The sequence below is a fragment of the Streptomyces sp. NPDC020996 genome (assembly GCF_040641355.1).
Classification (GTDB): Bacteria; Actinomycetota; Actinomycetes; order Streptomycetales; family Streptomycetaceae; genus Streptomyces.
Map to the genome: position 1 here is coordinate 110,222 of NZ_JBFADM010000010.1, position 16,885 is coordinate 127,106.

Below are 16,885 nucleotides of genomic sequence, written 5' to 3' on the forward strand. Positions count from 1 at the left end.
AGTGAGGCGTTCGAGCGCGCTCTGGACCCCCCAGCCCGTGAGCCCATCACGCCTGCGCGAAAGGCACCTCTGTGACTGCAACCTCCCCCCGGATCACCGCGGTCGACACCTACGACGTCCGTTTCCCCACCTCCCGGGAACTGGACGGCTCCGACGCGATGAATCCGGACCCCGACTACTCGGCCGCGTACGTGGTCCTGCGCACCGACGCCGGCGACGGCCTCGAAGGGCACGGCTTCACCTTCACCATCGGACGCGGCAACGACGTGCAGGTCGCCGCGATCCGGGCCCTCCGCCCCCATCTCGTCGGCCGTTCGGTGGACGAACTGTGCGCCGACCCCGGGACACTGAGCCGGGACCTGATCGGAGACAGCCAACTGCGCTGGCTGGGACCCGAGAAGGGCGTGATGCACATGGCGATCGGGGCGGTCGTCAACGCCGCCTGGGACCTCGCCGCGAAGCGGGCCGGACAGCCGTTGTGGCGCCTGCTGGCCCACGCCGACCCGGAATGGCTGGTCTCGCAGGTCGACTTCCGCTACATCGCCGACGCCCTCACCCCCGAGGAGGCCCTCGCCCTGCTGCGCGAGGGCCGCGCCGGACTGGCGGACCGCGAATCCGTCCTGCTGGAACGCGGCTACCCGGGCTACACCACGTCACCGGGCTGGCTCGGCTACCCGGACGAGAAGCTCACCCGGCTGGCCAAGCAGGCCGTCGCCGACGGCTTCACCCAGATCAAGCTGAAGGTCGGCGCCGACCTGGACGACGACATCAGGCGCCTGCGCACCGCCCGGGCCGCCGTCGGCGACGGCGTACGCATCGCGATCGACGCGAACCAGCGCTGGAACGTCGCCGAGGCGGTCGAATGGACCACCGCGCTCGCCGGATTCGACCCGTACTGGATCGAGGAACCCACCAGCCCCGACGACGTCCTCGGGCACGCCACGGTCCGGGCGGCGGTCGCGCCGGTCAAGGTCGCCACCGGGGAGCACGTGCAGAACCGCATCGTCTTCAAGCAGCTGCTGCAGGCCGGTGCCGTCGACGTGCTCCAGATCGACGCGGCGCGGGTCGGCGGGGTCAACGAGAACCTGGCCATCCTGCTGCTCGCCGCGAAGTTCGGGGTCCCGGTCTGCCCGCATGCCGGCGGGGTGGGCCTGTGCGAACTCGTGCAGCACCTGTCCATGTTCGACTACCTGGCGCTGTCCGGCACCACCGAGGACCGGGTCATCGAGTACGTCGACCACCTCCACGAGCACTTCACCACACCGGTCGTCATGCGCGAAGGCCATTACACCGCCCCGCTCGCCCCTGGCTTCTCCGCCACCATGCGCCCCGAATCCATCACCGCATACCGTTACCCGGACGGCACGTTCTGGGCCGCCGACCTCGCGGAGCAGGAGGAGCGCGCATGACCGGTCTGACAGGCCTGAAGGCGATCGTTACGGGTGGCGCCTCCGGCATCGGTCTCGCCACGGCCCGGATGCTCGCCGGCCAGGGCGCCGCGGTGGCCGTGCTCGACCTGGACCCCTCCAGCGTGCCCGCCCCGTTGCTCGCCCTGAAGGCCGACGTCACCGACGACGCCGCGGTGCGCGGGGCGGTCGCCGACGCGGCCGGGCGGCTCGGCGGCCTCGACATCCTCGTCAACAACGCCGGGATCGGCGCGCAGGGCACCGTCGAGGACAACCCCGACGAGCAGTGGCACCGCGTCCTGGACGTGAACCTCCTCGGCATGGTGCGCACCAGCCGGGCCGCCCTGCCGCATCTGCGGCGCTCGCCGCACGCGGCGATCGTCAACACCTGCTCCATCGCTGCCACCGCCGGGCTCCCGCAGCGCGCCCTGTACTCCGCCAGCAAGGGCGCGGTCCTCGCGCTCACCCTGGCCATGGCCGCGGACCACGTCCGCGAGGGAATCCGCGTCAACTGCGTCAACCCCGGAACCGCCGACACCCCCTGGATCGCACGGCTGCTCGACGCCGCCGACGACCCCGAGGCCGAGCGCGCCGCCCTGAACGCGCGCCAGCCGATGGGGCGCCTGGTCACCGCGGAAGAGGTGGCGGCGGCCGTCGTCTATCTGGCGAGCCCCGCCGCCGCGTCCGTCACCGGCACGGCCCTCGCGGTGGACGGCGGAATGCAGGGGCTCCGGCTGCGTCCGGCGGCCGGCTCGTGAGGACGACGGCGCTGGGCGGCTCCGGAGTCCGGGTGAGCGAGCTGGCGTTCGGGGCCGCCGGCATCGGCAACCTCTACCGCCCCGTCACCGACGAGGCGGCCGCCGCGACCCTGGAGGCCGCCTGGGACGCGGGCATCCGGGCCTTCGACACCGCTCCCCACTACGGACTCGGCCTGTCCGAACGCCGCCTGGGCGCCGCCCTGCGCGGCCGGCCCCGGGACGCCTACACCGTCTCCACGAAGGTCGGACGCCTGCTGCTCCCGGACGACGACGGCGGCGGCGACGACCTGGCGAACGGCTTCGCCGTGCCGGCGAGCCACCGCCGCGTCTGGGACTTCAGCGCCGACGGCGTCCTGCGCTCACTGGAGGCCAGCCTGGGCCGGCTCGGCCTGGACCGGGTGGACGTGGTGCTGCTGCACGACCCCGACGACCACGCCGAGCAGGCCCTCCGCGAGGCGTACCCGGCCCTGGAACGACTGCGCGGCGAAGGCGTCGTCGGCGCGATCGGCATCGGCATGAACCAGTGCGCCGTGCCCGCCCGGTTCCTGCGCGAGACCGACATCGACGTCGTTCTGCTGGCCGGCCGCTACACCCTCCTCGAACAGGAGGGACTTGCCGAGGTGCTGCCCGCGGCCTCCGCCCGCGGCCGCGGCGTCCTCATCGGCGGCGTCTTCAACTCCGGTCTGCTGGCCGACCCGAGACCGGGCGCCGCATACGACTACGCGCCCGCGCCGCAGGCCGTGCTCGACCGGGCGCTGCGGCTGAAGGCGGTCACCGAACGTCATGGTGTGCCGCTGCGCGCCGCCGCCCTGCGCTTCCCCTTCGGCCATCCGGCCGTGGCCGCGGTGCTGACCGGCGCCCGCTCCGCCGACGAGGTGCGCGACTCCGTGGACCTGCTGCGGTGCGCCGTTCCGGACGCCGTCTGGGACGACCTGCGCGCGGAAGGTCTGCTGGACCACGACACGCCGGTCCCCGCGCCCGAACCGGCCGCCGGACAAGCCCCGCCGCCGAAGGCGCCGAGGTGCGGATCGCCCTGCACACCGAGGTCCGCGCGGACCGCGTCGAGGAGTACGAGGCCGCCCACCGGGAGGTCCCCGCGGAACTGACCGCCGCCATCCGCGCGGCCGGCGTCACCGCCTGGACCATCTGGCGCAGCGGCACCCACCTCTTCCACCTCCTGGAGGCCGAGGACTACTCCGCGATGATCGCCGAACTGGAGAAGCTGCCCGTCAACATCGCCTGGCAGGCCCGGATGGCCGACCTGCTGGAGGTTGTCCACGACTACTCCGCCGAAGGCGCCGACGCCTCGCTTCCCGTGGTGTGGGAGCTGTGAGCACCGTGCCGGACGAGCCGGCCGTCGTCGACGCGCACCACCACGTCTGGGACCTTGCCGTCCGCGACCAGGACTGGCTCGACGAAGCGGAACTGGCCCCACTGCGCCGTGACTTCACCCTCGCCCACCTCGAACCCGAGGCCCGTGCCGCCGGCGTCACCGCCACCGTGCTCGTCCAGACGGTCGCCGTCGCGGAGGAGACCCCGGAGTTCCTGGTCCTGGCGGCCGGCAGCGACCTGGTCGCCGGGGTCGTCGGCTGGAGCGACCTGACCGCCCCGGACATCGCCGACGCCCTGGCCGCGCTGCGCGAATCGCCGGGCGGCGAACACCTGGTGGGAATCCGCCACCTGGTGCAGGGCGAGCCCGACCCGCGCTGGCTGCTGCGGCCCGACGTCCTGCGCGGACTGTCCGCCGTCGCCGACGCCGGACTCGTCTACGACCTGCTGGTCAAGCCGCACCAGCTCCCCGCGGCCGTCGAGGCGGCGCGGCGTCTGCCGGGCCTCACCTTCGTGCTGGACCACCTGGCCAAGCCCCCCATCGCCTCCGGCGGGCTCCACCCCTGGGCAGAGGAGGTGCACCGGCTCGCGGCCCTGCCCAACACCGTGTGCAAACTCTCCGGCATGGTCACGGAGGCCGACTGGGCGTCCTGGACCGTCGACGATCTCGCGCCGTACGCGGACACCGTCCTGAACGCCTTCGGTCCCGAGCGGGTGATGTTCGGCTCCGACTGGCCGGTGTGCCGGCTCGCCGCCGGCTACGCCGACGTCCTCGGGGCGGTCCGCGTCCTGATCGCCGGTCTCACCCCGGCCGAACAGGGGGACATCCTGGCGGGCACCGCCGCCCGCACCTACGGGCTGCCGCCCGGTCCGCTGTAGGCGAGGGTCCTGCGCGCGGGCCGGTCCCGCCGGGGAGCGGCGGGACCGGCCCTGTCACGGCGTGACGGCTTTCAGAACTGTGTGAAGAACTTCCAGACCTCGCCCGGCACCCAGGTCCTGGAGCCGCTGTCGCCGCCGGCTCCGTCCTGGGGCGCGGCGATGTGTCCCTCGTCGAACGCGGCCCATTCGACGGGGTGCCCGGCCGAGCATCCCGAGTATGAGGTGACGCGGTGCGTCAGGCTGCCCTGCGCCGGCTCGGGCGGGTTCTGCGGGGTGCAGCCGTTGTTCCTGACGAACCTGTCGCGCAGCGACCGTCCCCCGGAGATGTTGAGGACGCCGTCCCGGATGCCGTGTATGCCGAGGTAGGCGATGGGCTGGGTGCCGCCGGCGCACCCGCTGAGCTGACCGCCGGACTGGACCGCGACCGCCCGGAAGACCGTCGCCCGGGAGCACGCCAGCGAGTAGCTCATGGCGGCGCCGTAGCTGAAGCCCACGGCGAAGAGCCGGGTGGTGTCGACGCAGAGTGCTCCCTCGATCTGACTGATGAGGTTGTCGACGAGGGTGACGTCCTCACCGCCGCTGTTGGCCCAGCCGTTGTTCAGTCCCTGGGGCGCGACGAAGATGGTGCTGTTGTTCGCCAGCCGCTGCAGTCCGTAGTAGGCCCAGGTGCCCGTCTCCACGGTGCGGCCGGTGGCGACGTCGGTGGCGGTACCGCCGAGCCAGTGGAACCCGAAGACCAGCCGGTAGGGGTGGTTGCGGTCGTAGTTGTCCGGGACCTTGACGATGTAGCTGCGGGTCTTGCCGCCGCTCTGGATCGTGTACGTGCCGCTGGCGAGCGAGGGAGCCTTGCCGCAGCCGGCCGTCGCGGCGGCGGCGTTGCCCGCCGTCGGCGACGCGTCGGCACCGAAGGCGCCCTGTGTGGCTGTGACTCCCATGGCGAAAGCCAGGAGTGTCGCGATCATGACAGACCATAACCTGGACCTTGACATCGGTACTCCTCCGGTCGGTCGGTGTCAGCGGTAGCCGGCGGCCACGACGTTCGCCTGCACGGCGTTCTCGGTGGCGTCGGAGGGGTAGCCGGAGACGATGGCGCCCTCGTAGAACGTGCCGGCGCTGAGGTTGGTGTTTCCGTTGCAGCAGTCCCCGCCGCTGCCGAGGATGATCGCCCCCTGCTTCTTCATGGGGCTGTACCCGCCCGGCAGGGAGCCGTCGTACAGCGTGGCCAGGCTTCCGGACTGGGCGTTGGCCCCCTTCATCGCGAACCGTGACGTGCCGTTGTTCTTCAGCGTCGCGGTGACGAACTTGCTGGTGAAGGCCCGCTGGTTGGGGTTCCAGGAGCTGCTGCCGCCGGGGTACAGGCCCCACTCCAGGTCCGCCTGTACCCAGGGTCCGGAGCCCGAACAGCCTCCGAACCAGCACGACGTGCTGAAGTTGATCGCGTCCATGGCTCCCGGGCCGTCGGCCTTGCGGGTGGTCTCGCTGTTGCCGTAGTCGAAGCAGCAGCCGCTGTTGACGTGCGTGCCGCTGGTCACCATGTACATTCCCTCGGGTGCGCTGCCGGTGGGCACGCCCGTCAGGTGGCCGTCGCGCCAGTAGCTGTTGCCGGGGTTGATGTACAGCGAGTACGCCTTGCTCCCGGCGACGGTGAGCGACTCGCTCGTGGCCTTGGCCGCGGTGTCGGACCCGCCGACGCCGCCCGGGCCCTGGTAGCCGAGCTTGTTGCCGTGCCCGGACTGGTCGTAGACCCAGGTGATGACACACGTGGTGCCGGCGCAGAACGAGTCCTGGGCCGCGGCGTTGGCCGCCCCGCCGGCAGCCACGACGCCGATGTCCCTGGTCGCGTTGTCCGAGGAACGCCGGACCTGGTACAGGGCGCCGTTGTACGACGAGTAGAGGGCGCGCACCGTGCTGTGAGCCGCGATGCAGGGCGTACCGCCCGAGGCGTACAGGTCGCAGGGGCCGGCCCCGGCGGCCGACGCCGGCACCGGCCAGGTCAGTGCGGCCAGCATCAGGGTCAGGACCGCCGCGACGCACGCGGCGGCGGCGGCCACCGGGCGCCGCAAGGCGGACGGGAGTCGCGGTGAGAGGACGGATGAGGGCGGCATCGGTTCGCTCCTTGTCGCTGGATGTCCTGTGGGGGAGGGCATGGCGGTGCCCGGCGGCGTCAGACCGCGGTGATGGTCCACTGCAGGTTGGTGCTGCCGTCGGCGGACCAGAGCTTGACGGCTGTGCCCGAGCTGACGTTGCCGCCCGAGTCGAGGCACGTTCCCGTGCTCCGGTTGGTGATCGTGTAGCGGCCGTTGCCGACACCGTTGATCTTCCACTGCTGGCTGTTGCCGCCGGTCCAGGCGGTCTGCTTCGCGGTGGCGCCGACGGTGGCGTCCCCGAGGCTGTCGGCCACCATGCCGTTGGTGCGGTTCACGATCCGGTGGTAGCCGGTGCCCAGGTCGACCAGCTGCCACTGCAGGTTGGTGGATCCGTCGCTGAAGGTCCACTGCTTCAGCACGGACCCGGAGGCGACGTTGCCTCCGCTGTCCAGGGCCAGGCCGCTGGTGACGTCGCCGATCTTCACCCAGCCCGTGGGCAGCGAACCTGCGTTCAGGGGCGGGATCTGTCCCGAGAACGTCAGCTTGACCACGTATGCCGGGGCGTTGAAGGGTGCGGTGCCCGACGGCATCGAGATGTGCAGACCCGAGCCGTCCTGAGTGCGGTTGGGCAGGTTGACGTAGGAGCCGGCCGTCGAGTCGAGCAACTGCACCGATGCCAGCGTGGACAGGTTGAACCGGCTCGACGTCAGCGTCGTGATGTTCAGGGTGCTGCCGGGCCAGCCGAGGACCGTGGCGTAGAGGACAGTGTTGTCCTTGCTGCGGGTGAACCGGATGTCGGTGTTCTTGCCCTCCACGGGCGTGGTGAAGGAACCGCCGCCCATCTTGGTGGGTCCCTCGCCATAGGCCACCCAGGCTCGCGTGGCGTAGACGGATTCGCCGAAGCGCCGGAGGTAGTCGCCGAATCCCTGGAGGATGGACTTCTGTCCCGCCGGGATGGTGCCGTCGGCCATCGGGGCGATGTTCAGCACCATGGTGCCGTTCTTGCTGACGCGGTCGAGCAGGGCGTGCAGCAGGGCCTTCAGCGAGTAGTAGCCGATGCCGGTGGTGTAGCACCAGCTGGAACTGGAGACCGAGTCGTCCGTCAGCCAGTAGGGGGTCTGGATGTCGGCCGGGCCGCCCCGCTCGAAGTCGTAGACCTCACCGCGGTTGTTGAAGCCGTCCTTGTACGTGGCGACGACGTCCTTGTTCCAGGAGACGGCCTGGTTGTAGTAGTGGGCGAGGAAGTCCAGCCGCTTCGACTCGTCGATGTTGTTCAGGTCGAAGTCCTGGTAGAGGATGTCGGGCTGGTACCCGTCGACGACCTCCTTGAGCTTGTCGAGCCACAGCTGCTGCTCCGCTGCCCGGTCGAGCTGGCCGTAGAGCTTCTTCAGGCCGGCGTCCGACTGCGCGGGCGCGCTGTCGAAGTAGCCCAGGAAGTTGTAGGCGTGGTGCAGGGAGACCCACAGCTTGAGGCCCTTTCCGCGGATGGCGTCGGCGTGCAGCCGCAGCAGGTCGAGCTTGGGCCCCTTGGCGACGGAGTTCCACTCGTTGACGGAGCTGTTCCACAGGGAGAACCCGTCATGGTGCTCGGCGACCGGCCCGGCGAACTTCGCTCCGGCGTCGGCGAACAGCTGCGCCCATTCGTCGGGGTCGAAGTTGCCGCCGGCCGACTTCAGTCTGGGAGCGAACTGGACGAAGTTGCCGGCCTTGTCCCGGGCGCCCTGGATGAAGTTGTGGTACGGCCATGCCGAGGGATCGCCGTACGTCGCCTTGTGATGGGTGTTGCACCCGTCGCCCGCCTTGTACATCAGGCGCGGGTACCACTCGCTGCCGTACGCCGGGACGCTGTAGGCGCCCCAGTGGTAGTAGATGCCGAACTTGGCGTCCTGGAACCATTCCGGCGCGGGCGGGTGCTGGTCGACGGAGGACCAGCTGGGAGTGTAATTGCTCGGACCACTGGTGGCCCTGGCGACACCGCCGGGCAGGAGCCCGGCCGCCGCCGCCCCGGTGAGGCCGCTCAGGATGAGCATGCTGCGACGGCTTGGTCCGGAAGAAGACACGGTGGAAACCTCTCAGGTGAGTGGGGAATGCTTCGATGCGCCCCGGGCGACGTGCGGACGCGTGCGACGCCGGCGGTACGGAGCAAGGGGAGGGCCGGGCGGCCGGGGCGCCACGGAGCGGCCGCACGACAGGTGCGGCGGGTCCCGGGCGGGGGTGTCGGCATGCCGAACTCCAGGCGGTCAAGGGCTGTACGGACGCTCATGCGGTGGTGATGCGTGGTGCCGTCGTGCTTGTACCGCCACACGGGGTGGCTCGGGCGGCGCACGGGCAGCATGTGACCTCGGCTCGCGTTCGTGATATCGAACGATGCCCGGCGCTCCGGACAACTAGATAGCAGCGAGTTGTGGGTGGCCGTCAATACTTGTTACGCGATTCATCGGACCTGTGGGCGCTGTCGATGTCGCTGTGCGCGAAGTGTTGACACGCCTGGGTGGACCCCTAACATCAACGTCTGTCCGGTGAGCCGCCCATTGGTCGAAATATCGAACCGAGGCTGGGGCTTCTTTGGGGTTCCGGCCTGGAACGAAGCGTGAGCGGGTGCCGGAGGAACGCCGGGCTTCCCGTCTGCCGCCCGTCCCGCTCTCAGCTCAGGGTTCCGCCGGCCGTGACATCTCCCTACCCATTCCATGAGGAGAGACCATGTCGTTGATCTTGAGCCGCTTACGGCGGGGGAGAACCCTCGCCGTGCTGGCGTCAGGACTCGCTCTGACCGCAGCGGTGTTCGGTGGCCAGGCATCCGCCACCGGGGCGAGCGCACCGTCCACGACGCAGCACGCCGACGCCCGGACGGCTGCCGTGGCCGCGTCCTCCCAGCCCTGTGACATCTACGCAGGCGGCGGCACCCCCTGTGTGGCGGCGCACAGCACGACCCGCGCGCTGTACGCCTCCTACACCGGCCCCCTGTACCAAGTCCGCCGCGCCTCCGACAACGCCACCCGGGACATCGGCGTGCTCGGCGCCGGGGGATACGCCGACGCCGCCGCGCAGGATTCGTTCTGCGCCGGCACGACATGTCTGATCACCGTCATCTACGACCAGACCGGCCGGGGCAACCACCTCACCCAGGCGCCTCCGGGAGGGTTCTCCGGGCCGGCGGCGGGCGGCTACGACAACCTCGCCGACGCCACCGCCGCGCCGATCACCGTGGGCGGCCACAAGGCCTACGGCGTCTACGTGGCGCCGGGCACCGGATACCGCAACAACCACACCAACGGCATCGCGACGGGTGACCAGCCCGAGGGGATGTACGCGGTCCTCGACGGCACGCACTACAACGGCGGTTGCTGCTTCGACTACGGCAACGCCGAGACCAACAGCCGGGACAACGGCAACGGCACCATGGAGGCCATCTACTTCGGCAACATCAAGGTCTGGGGCTACGGCACCGGCAACGGCCCCTGGGTGATGGCGGACCTGGAGAACGGCCTGTTCTCCGGGGTCAACGCGGGCTACAACGCCAACGACCCCAGCGTCAGCCACCGGTTCCTCACCGCCATCGTCAAGGGTGAGCCGAACCACTGGTCGATCCGGGCGGGCGACGCCCAGTCCGGCAGCCTGTCCACCTTCTACAACGGGCCGCGCCCCAACGTCGCGGGCTACAACCCGATGAAGAAGGAAGGCGCCATCATCCTCGGCATCGGCGGCGACAACAGCCACGGCTCAGCCGGCACCTTCTACGAAGGCGTCATGACGTCCGGCTACCCCTCGGACGCCACCGAGAACGCCGTGCAGGCCAACATCGACGCGGCCGGCTACGCGACGTCGTCGGGCCCCGGCGGACTCACGCCGGGCTCGAAGATCTCGCTGCGGGCGACCACCCCGTGCTGCACCGACGACTACATCGTGCACGACGACGCCGACAGCAATGTCGTCATCGCGCCGGTCTCCGCGTCCAGTACGTCCACCACCAAGGGCGACGCCACCTGGACCGTTCGAGCCGGACTGGCCAACTCCGCGTGCGTCTCCTTCGAATCCGTGAACAAGTCCGGTCAGTACTTGCGCCATTCGAACTTCCAGCTGCACCTGGGCGCCAACGACGGCACCTCAGGGTTCGCCCAGGACGCCACGTTCTGTCCCGAGGCGGGCCACAACGGTCAGGGCTACTCCTTCCGCTCGGTCAACTACCCGAGCGACTACCTGCGCCACTACAGCTACACGGTCTACATCGCCAGTCAGGGCGGGTCCCACACGTGGGACAGCGCCACCTCCTGGAGCGACGACACCAGCTGGGCCGTGGGCCAGCCCTGGGCCTGAACCCTCGCACCACGCCACGCTTCACGGTGACGCCGCGCCGGCGGACCAGCCGGCGCGGCGGAACCTGTTCCCGACGTCGTGACCGCTCGTGTCCAGGGCGGACAGGGGGCGGCGGCCCGGAGGGCGGTCCGGCCGGAAACATGCCGTCGGGTCCGGCCGGCGGGGCATGATCGGGGCCAGAGCCCGTGACGGTCCGACCCTGGGTGGCGCGATGTGCTGGAGTGCGACGGCCGACCTCGTGGCGGGGACCGGGATCGCCGCCGTGGGGGTGGCCTCGGTGGCGCGCACGCGCCGGGCCCGCGACCTGCCGCCGGCCGCGCTGCCGTTGCTGCTCGGCGCCCACCAGCTCGTCGAGGCGGCGGTCTGGCACGCGGGCGGGGGCACCGGCCCCGCCACGTCGCCTGGGCGGTGATCGCCCTGCCCCTGCCGGCGGTATGGGTGCCGGCCGGCGTGCTGTGCGCCGCGCCGCGCCGGGCCCCGCGCCGGCTGATCGTCCCGGCCGTGATCGGCGCCGCGACCGCCGCGGCCCTGGCGTACGCCCTCGCGACCCGTCCGGTGCGGGCCGAGATCCGCGGGCACACCGTCGGCTACGCCCTCGGCCTGCCGCACCCGCAGCTGCTCGTCGCGCGGTACCTCGTCGCGACCGTGGGCGCGCTGCTGCTGTCCGGCGACCGCCGCCTGCGCGTCCTCGGTGTCCTCGCGGGCGCCGGCGCGGCCGTCTGCTGGGAGCTGTGGCGTCTGGAGTTCGTCTCGACCTGGTGCGCGTTCGCGGCGCTGTGCTCGGTGGTCCTGTGGGGATGGACAGGCGGGCGGCGGCCGGCGCGCTGACCGACGGTCCGCCGCCGCGGCAGCCGGGGACCCGGCGGGTCTCCGTCAGCCCTCGGTGTCGCTGCCCAGCAGCCCGACCCAGCTGTCGGCGAGCACCTCGATCAGCTGCTCACGCTCCGTGCCCCAGCGCTCCCGCGTCCAGTTGCGTGCCGCGTGGTCGAGCTGGGCGATCGCGAGTACGCCCCGCGTGTGGCGGCTCTCCGGCGCGAAGCGTCCGGCCTGGTCGAGGCCGTCTTCGACATCGCCGATGGCCTCCTCGATCCACGCGTCCACCAGCCCGCGCAGCTCCGGGTCGGCGGCCGCCGCCTCGAACGCGGCGTTGAGGTAGGGGCGGGCCGTGTCCCAGCGGCTGGAGATGTCCAGCAGCCACCGGGTGATCGCCTGACGGCTGCCGTCGGCGACGACCGCGACCAGATCACGCGCGGTGGAGCCGTGGGTGGGGGAGGCGATCCGTTCCAGCAGCTCGTTCAGCTCGCCGATCAGTGCCCGCATCAGGTCGCTGCGGGACGGGAAGTACGCGTAGAACGTCACCCGTGTGGTGCCCGCCGCGGCCGCGATGTCGTCGACCGTGGTGGCCGCGTACCCCTTTGTGCGGAACAGCTCCAGTGCCGTGCTCAGCAGGAGCTTCCGCGTCATCTGCTTCTGGGCTTCGCGCAGACCGGCCATCTCAGGCCACCCCCTGCCCGGAGGAGGACAGTGCGGCAGGGCGTGAGGGGGCCGGTCGGTGCGTCATGCCCAGATCCTAGCCCGGTGGACAAGAGACCTGGCAGTGCGATTGTCCTGCGTATGTTTCGGATGTTTTATTGATGTGTCGTAAAGGCAGTCCCGGTCCCGGGTGCGGCGGCGACCGGGGTGCGGCGGCGACCGGGGTGCGGCGGGGACCGGGGTGCGGGGGAGAGCGCCTACCGGTCCGGGCCGCGCTCGACGACAGCGGCGAGGTACCCGCGCAGCATGACCTTCGCCTCCTCCAGGAGGCCCGCGTCGCCCTCGGCGTCCCGGCGGAAGGCCTCCTGGGAGAGCGCGTCGGCGGCGAGCACCGCGGCGTGGCAGGCGCGGACGAGGGCCTCGCCGTCGGCGACGCCCAGCGCGAGCAGCACCCGGCGGAGCCCGTCGGCCATGCGGCGTTTGTGCTCGCGGTCCGCCGCCCGGGTCCGCTCGGTCAGGCCGCTGCCGAACCACAGCGCCCGGAACCCGTGCTCCGAGCGGTAGAGCGCGGCGAAGGCGTCCACCAGCACCCCCACCGGGTCCTCCCACCGCTGCGCGGCCGCGGACTCGGCGAAGCCGTCCATGACCGACTCGAGCTTGGTGAAGTACCCGGCCGCGAGGGCGTCGATGATCGCGTCACGGTCGGGCAGGTACTGGTACAGCGACCCGATGGACACCTTCGCCTCCGCGGCCACCCGGGTCGTGGTGAGCGCCTCGACGCCCTCCGCGACCAGGACGCGCTCCGCAGCCTGCAGCACCCGGGCCAACCGCGCTCTGCTGCGCGCCTGTTGGGGTCTGCGGCGCAGCGGAGCGCCCCCTTCGAGTCCGTCGACTCCGTCGAGACCCGCGGTGGGCTCTGCCACGAGAACAACCTCCGAACGTGAACGTGACTTTGTTTCAGGTTTAGGCTACGGTCGCGCTCATGACCGACTCAAGCGCGGCCCCCGACCGGGAGCGGGCCGCCGTGGCGGCCGCCTGCCGCCGCCTCGGGGCCGAAGGTCTGCTCATAGGCACGGCCGGGAATGTCAGCGTAAGGGTGGGGGAGCGGGTCGCGGTCAGCGCGACCGGAGCGGTGCTGGCCGGCCTCACCCAGGACCAGGTGACCGTGGTCGACCTGGACGGCAGGGTCGTGGCCGGGGCCCTGGAGCCGACCTCGGAGCTGGACCTGCACCTCGGTGTCTACCGGCGCTACGGCACCGGTGCCGTCGTCCACACCCACGCCCCGATGGCCACCGCCCTGTCCTGCGTCCTCGACGAACTGCCCTGCATCCACTATCAGTTGCTCGCTCTCGGCGGTTCCGTGCGGGTCGCGCCGTACGCCACCTTCGGCACCCCGGAGCTGGCCGCCTCCGTGGTCGCCGCGCTGGAGGGCCGCAGCGCCGCCCTCATGGCCAACCACGGCGCGCTCACCCACGCGCCGAGCCTCGACAAGGCGGTCGAGCACGCCCTGCTGCTGGAGTGGGCGTGCGGGGTCTACCAGCGCGCGGCCGCGCTCGGCCGGCCCCGCGTCCTCGACGAAGGGCAGCAGCTCGCGGTGATCGAGGCCGCGCTCGCCCGTGACTACGGCACCACCCACCCCGTACCACCCGCGCAGGAGGGACAGCGATGAACGTCGTCACGATGGGCGTGCACGTACTGGACGTGCTGGTGCGGCCGGTGGAGGAGATACCCCAGGGGCAGGGCGCGACCCTCGTCGAGGACATCAGGCTGACCGCCGCCGGGACGGCCGCCGGGACCGCGCTCACCCTCGCCAAGCTGGGCGCCTCGGTGCGCACGGCCGGGGCGATCGGCACCGATCCCACCGGCGACCTGCTGTTGCTGCTGCTGGAGCGGGCCGGCGTGGACACCGGGCTCCTGGTCCGCCGCCCCGACACCTCCACCTCCGCGAGCGTGCTGCCCATCCGCCCCAACGGCGACCGCCCCTCCCTGCACCTCCTCGGCGCCAACATCACCTACGGTCTCGACGACGTGCCCTGGGACGCGGTCGCCGGGGCCGGCCACCTCCACCTGGGCGGCCCCGAGCTGATCGGCGCCGACGTCGCCGCGCGCGTCCTGGCGCACGCCAAGGAGCACGGCGTGGTCACCTCCGTCGACCTCCTCGCGCCCGGCGAACTCGGCACCTTCGACCAGATCGAGGCGGTGCTGCCGTACGTCGACCACCTGCTGCCCAACGACGACCAGGTCCTCGGCTTCAGCGAGGAGACCGACGTCGTGACCGGCGCGAAGAAGTTCCTGGACGCGGGCGCGGGCGCCGTCGCGGTGACGTGCGGCGCGGACGGCGCGCTGCTGGTGACGGCGCAGGGCGCGCGGTCCGTGCCGGCCTTCGACGTCGACGTCGTCGACACCACCGGCTGCGGCGACGCGTTCTCGGCGGGCTACCTGCGCGGGGTGAGCCTGGGGCGCCCCCTGGGCGAGGCCGCCGTCCTCGGCAGCGCCGCCGCGGCCCTCGTCGCACAGGGACTCGGCAGCGATCACGGCGACTTCGACCTCGCCGCCGCCGACGAGTTCGCCGCCACCCACAAGCGCCGCGCGTGAGCCGACGTCACGCGTGAGCCGACGTCACGCGTGAGCCGACGTCACGCGTGAGCCGACGTCGCGCGGGCAGACGCGGGGTGAGCGGACGCGGTATGGGGCGATGGCGCGTCCGCCCGCCCCTGGCCGTGAACCGCTGAATTCCCTAAAGGGCGTGCTACCCTGCCTAAAAGTATTAGGCAGGCTGCCGTCGACCGAAGGGATGCCCATGGCCCGCGCGGGGCTGTCCGCGGAACGCCTGACGCAGGCCGGCGCCGAACTGGCCGACGAGGTCGGGTTCGACCAGGTGACCGTCTCGGCGCTCGCCCGCCGGTTCGACGTCAAGGTCGCCAGCCTGTACTCGCACGTGCGCAACTCCCAGGACCTCAGGACCCGGATCGCCCTGCTCGCGCTGGAGGAGATGGCCGACCGCGCGGCCGACGCGCTCGCCGGACGGGCCGGCAAGGACGCCCTGACCGCCCTCGCCGACGTCTACCGCGACTACGCCCGGGAACACCCGGGCCGCTACGCGGCGGCCCAGCTCAGACTCGACCCGGCGACGGCGGCCGCGAGCGCGGGCGTGCGGCACGCGCAGATGACGCGGGCCATCCTGCGCGGCTACGACCTCGCCGAACCGGACCAGACCCACGCGGTCCGCCTCCTGGGCAGCGTCTTCCACGGCTACGTCAGCCTCGAACTGGGCGGCGGGTTCAGCCACAGCGCCCCCGACACCCAGGAGACCTGGACCCGGATCCTCGACGCCCTCGACACCGTGCTGCGCGACTGGCCGTCCGCCACCTGACCCGGGCCAGGACCCGGCACCTCTTTCCCGACGCGACCCACAGGCTGAGGCAATGGCGATGCACACCACTGACAACTGGACCACCACGCCCATCACGGCGGACCTCCTGCGCGGCGCCCTCGACCTGGAGCGCACCGAGCACGGCCTGCTGCCCCACCGGCTGCCCGCCCGGGCCCGCGCCCAGAACACCGACGCACAGCTCGCCATGGCCGAGTCCCAGCCCTCCGGCGTCCGGCTGGCCTTCCGCACCCGGGCCACCGCCGTCGAACTCGACGCCCTGCGCACCAAACGCGTCTACGTCGGCGCTCCGCCCCGCCCCGACGGCGTGTACGAACTGCTCGTCGACGGCCGACCGGCCGGCCGCGCCGAGTCGACGGGCGGCAACACCCTCACCGTCGACATGGTGACCGGTACGGCCGAGCACCGGCCCGGAACGCCGGCCACCCTGGCCTTCACCGGCCTGCCCGGTCACGACAAGGACGTCGAGATCTGGCTGCCGCACAACGAGACCACCGAACTCGTCGCCCTGCGCACCGACGCGCCCGTCGAACCCGTACCGGACCGCGGCCGTCGGGTGTGGCTGCACCACGGCAGCTCGATCAGCCACGGCTCCGACGCCGCCGGTCCCACCGGCATCTGGCCCGCGCACGCCGCCCGGCTGGCCGGCGTGGAGCTGATCAACCTGGGCCTGGGCGGCAGCGCCGTGCTCGACCCCTTCACCGCCCGCGCCATGCGCGACACCCCCGCCGACCTGATCAGCGTCAAGCTGGGGATCAACCTGGTCAACCTCGACCTGATGCGCCTGCGCGCCTTCGCCCCGGCCGTCCACGGCTTCCTCGACACCATCCGGGAGGGCCACCCCACCACCCCGCTGCTGGTCGTCTCGCCGATCCTGTGCCCCATGCACGAGGACACCCCCGGTCCCGCCGCGCCCGACCTCGCCGACGGCCGGCTGCGGTTCGTCGCCATGGGCGACCCGGCGGAGCGCGCGAGCGGGAAGCTGACCCTGAACGTCATCCGCGAGGAACTGGCCAGGATCGTCGCGCAGCGGACGGCGGAGGACCCCAACCTGCACCACCTCGACGGCCGCGCGCTCTACGGCGAGGCCGACGCAGCCGAACTCCCGCTGCCCGACCAGCTCCACCCGGACGCCGCCACCCACCGCCTGATCGGCGAACGCTTCGCCGCCCTGGCCTTCACCGCCGACGGCCCCTTCGCAGCCCCCGGCGCCTGAGCCAGCCCGTCGGCCGCCGGGCCAGCCCGTCG

At 71.9% G+C, this 16,885-nt stretch carries 13 protein-coding genes and 3 pseudogenes; 11 read left to right on the forward strand and 5 right to left on the reverse strand.

From position 1 onward, the window contains the following. The first annotated feature begins 71 nt into the window (after positions 1–71). Genes AB0G63_RS10355 through AB0G63_RS10375 form a run of 5 tightly spaced genes read left to right on the forward strand, consistent with a single transcriptional unit; the run spans position 72 to position 4,372 of the window. Positions 72–1,409: an L-fuconate dehydratase gene (locus AB0G63_RS10355; RefSeq protein WP_360747279.1), complete on the forward strand. Its 1,338-nt coding sequence runs from the start codon at positions 72–74 to the stop codon at positions 1,407–1,409. Further along, complete coding sequence (locus tag AB0G63_RS10360; protein ID WP_360747282.1) at positions 1,406–2,164, forward strand: SDR family oxidoreductase; 759 nt, start codon at positions 1,406–1,408, stop codon at positions 2,162–2,164. Before AB0G63_RS10355 ends, AB0G63_RS10360 begins: the two co-directional genes overlap by 4 nt. Beyond that, entirely contained in the window at positions 2,161–3,270 is a 1,110-nt protein-coding gene (locus AB0G63_RS10365; RefSeq protein ID WP_360747285.1) for an aldo/keto reductase, read from the forward strand. The genes AB0G63_RS10360 and AB0G63_RS10365 overlap by 4 nt, the downstream gene beginning before the upstream one ends. After that, positions 3,186–3,497 carry an L-rhamnose mutarotase gene (locus tag AB0G63_RS10370; protein ID WP_360747288.1) on the forward strand — a complete coding sequence of 104 codons (312 nt, stop codon included), beginning with the start codon at positions 3,186–3,188 and terminating at the stop codon, positions 3,495–3,497. The genes AB0G63_RS10365 and AB0G63_RS10370 overlap by 85 nt, the downstream gene beginning before the upstream one ends. A 5-nt stretch (positions 3,498–3,502) precedes the next feature. Then, complete coding sequence (locus AB0G63_RS10375) at positions 3,503–4,372, forward strand: amidohydrolase family protein (protein ID WP_360747431.1); 870 nt, start codon at positions 3,503–3,505, stop codon at positions 4,370–4,372. Positions 4,373–4,446: 74 nt separating this feature from the next. Here the strand turns inward: AB0G63_RS10375 and AB0G63_RS10380 are convergent. From AB0G63_RS10380 to AB0G63_RS10390, 3 genes and pseudogenes are all read right to left on the reverse strand, one after another. Then, positions 4,447–5,334, reverse strand: a pseudogene (locus AB0G63_RS10380) (hypothetical protein); the annotation flags it as partial. Between the two features lie 51 nt (positions 5,335–5,385). Further along, positions 5,386–6,339: pseudogene (locus AB0G63_RS10385) on the reverse strand (arabinofuranosidase catalytic domain-containing protein); the annotation flags it as partial. A 197-nt stretch (positions 6,340–6,536) separates the two neighbouring features. After that, entirely contained in the window at positions 6,537–8,489 is a 1,953-nt protein-coding gene (locus AB0G63_RS10390; protein WP_360747290.1) for an alpha-L-fucosidase, read from the reverse strand. Between the two features lie 670 nt (positions 8,490–9,159). Between AB0G63_RS10390 and AB0G63_RS10395 the strand changes: the two genes are divergently transcribed. Both AB0G63_RS10395 and AB0G63_RS10400 read left to right on the forward strand, forming a co-directional pair. Then, on the forward strand, positions 9,160–10,773 hold the full coding sequence (locus tag AB0G63_RS10395; RefSeq protein WP_360747293.1) for an alpha-L-arabinofuranosidase B: 1,614 nt from the start codon (positions 9,160–9,162) through the stop codon (positions 10,771–10,773). 211 nt (positions 10,774–10,984) lie between these two features. After that, positions 10,985–11,601: pseudogene (locus tag AB0G63_RS10400) on the forward strand (DUF6629 family protein). A gap of 45 nt (positions 11,602–11,646) precedes the next feature. Here AB0G63_RS10400 and AB0G63_RS10405 read toward each other — a convergent pair. Beyond that, positions 11,647–12,267: a helix-turn-helix domain-containing protein gene (locus AB0G63_RS10405; protein WP_360747296.1), complete on the reverse strand. Its 621-nt coding sequence runs from the start codon at positions 12,265–12,267 to the stop codon at positions 11,647–11,649. Between the two features lie 236 nt (positions 12,268–12,503). Beyond that, the gene (locus tag AB0G63_RS10410; protein WP_360747299.1) at positions 12,504–13,169 is read right to left on the reverse strand and encodes a TetR family transcriptional regulator; all 666 of its coding nucleotides are present in this window, start codon (positions 13,167–13,169) and stop codon (positions 12,504–12,506) included. Positions 13,170–13,228: 59 nt separating this feature from the next. Between AB0G63_RS10410 and AB0G63_RS10415 the strand changes: the two genes are divergently transcribed. From AB0G63_RS10415 to AB0G63_RS10430, 4 genes are all read left to right on the forward strand, one after another. Further along, entirely contained in the window at positions 13,229–13,915 is a 687-nt protein-coding gene (locus AB0G63_RS10415) for a class II aldolase/adducin family protein (RefSeq protein WP_360747302.1), read from the forward strand. After that, entirely contained in the window at positions 13,912–14,841 is a 930-nt protein-coding gene (locus AB0G63_RS10420) for a carbohydrate kinase family protein (protein ID WP_360747304.1), read from the forward strand. The genes AB0G63_RS10415 and AB0G63_RS10420 overlap by 4 nt, the downstream gene beginning before the upstream one ends. Positions 14,842–15,046: 205 nt before the next feature. After that, on the forward strand, positions 15,047–15,619 hold the full coding sequence (locus AB0G63_RS10425) for a WHG domain-containing protein (RefSeq protein ID WP_360747307.1): 573 nt from the start codon (positions 15,047–15,049) through the stop codon (positions 15,617–15,619). 58 nt (positions 15,620–15,677) lie between these two features. After that, complete coding sequence (locus AB0G63_RS10430) at positions 15,678–16,853, forward strand: GDSL-type esterase/lipase family protein (RefSeq protein ID WP_360747309.1); 1,176 nt, start codon at positions 15,678–15,680, stop codon at positions 16,851–16,853. The last annotated feature ends 32 nt before the right edge of the window (positions 16,854–16,885 follow it).

Bases quoted from the DNA above. Each gene is read 5' to 3' on its own strand.
- AB0G63_RS10360 (WP_360747282.1), top strand. From the start codon at position 1,406: ATGACCGGTCTGACAGGCCTGAAGGCGATCGTTACGGGTGGCGCCTCC.
- AB0G63_RS10430 (WP_360747309.1), top strand. From the start codon at position 15,678: ATGCACACCACTGACAACTGGACCACCACGCCCATCACGGCGGACCTC.
- AB0G63_RS10405 (WP_360747296.1), bottom strand. From the start codon at position 12,267: ATGGCCGGTCTGCGCGAAGCCCAGAAGCAGATGACGCGGAAGCTCCTG.
- AB0G63_RS10395 (WP_360747293.1), top strand. From the start codon at position 9,160: ATGTCGTTGATCTTGAGCCGCTTACGGCGGGGGAGAACCCTCGCCGTG.
- AB0G63_RS10425 (WP_360747307.1), top strand. From the start codon at position 15,047: ATGGCCCGCGCGGGGCTGTCCGCGGAACGCCTGACGCAGGCCGGCGCC.
- AB0G63_RS10415 (WP_360747302.1), top strand. From the start codon at position 13,229: ATGACCGACTCAAGCGCGGCCCCCGACCGGGAGCGGGCCGCCGTGGCG.
- AB0G63_RS10420 (WP_360747304.1), top strand. From the start codon at position 13,912: ATGAACGTCGTCACGATGGGCGTGCACGTACTGGACGTGCTGGTGCGG.
- AB0G63_RS10390 (WP_360747290.1), bottom strand. From the start codon at position 8,489: ATGCTCATCCTGAGCGGCCTCACCGGGGCGGCGGCGGCCGGGCTCCTG.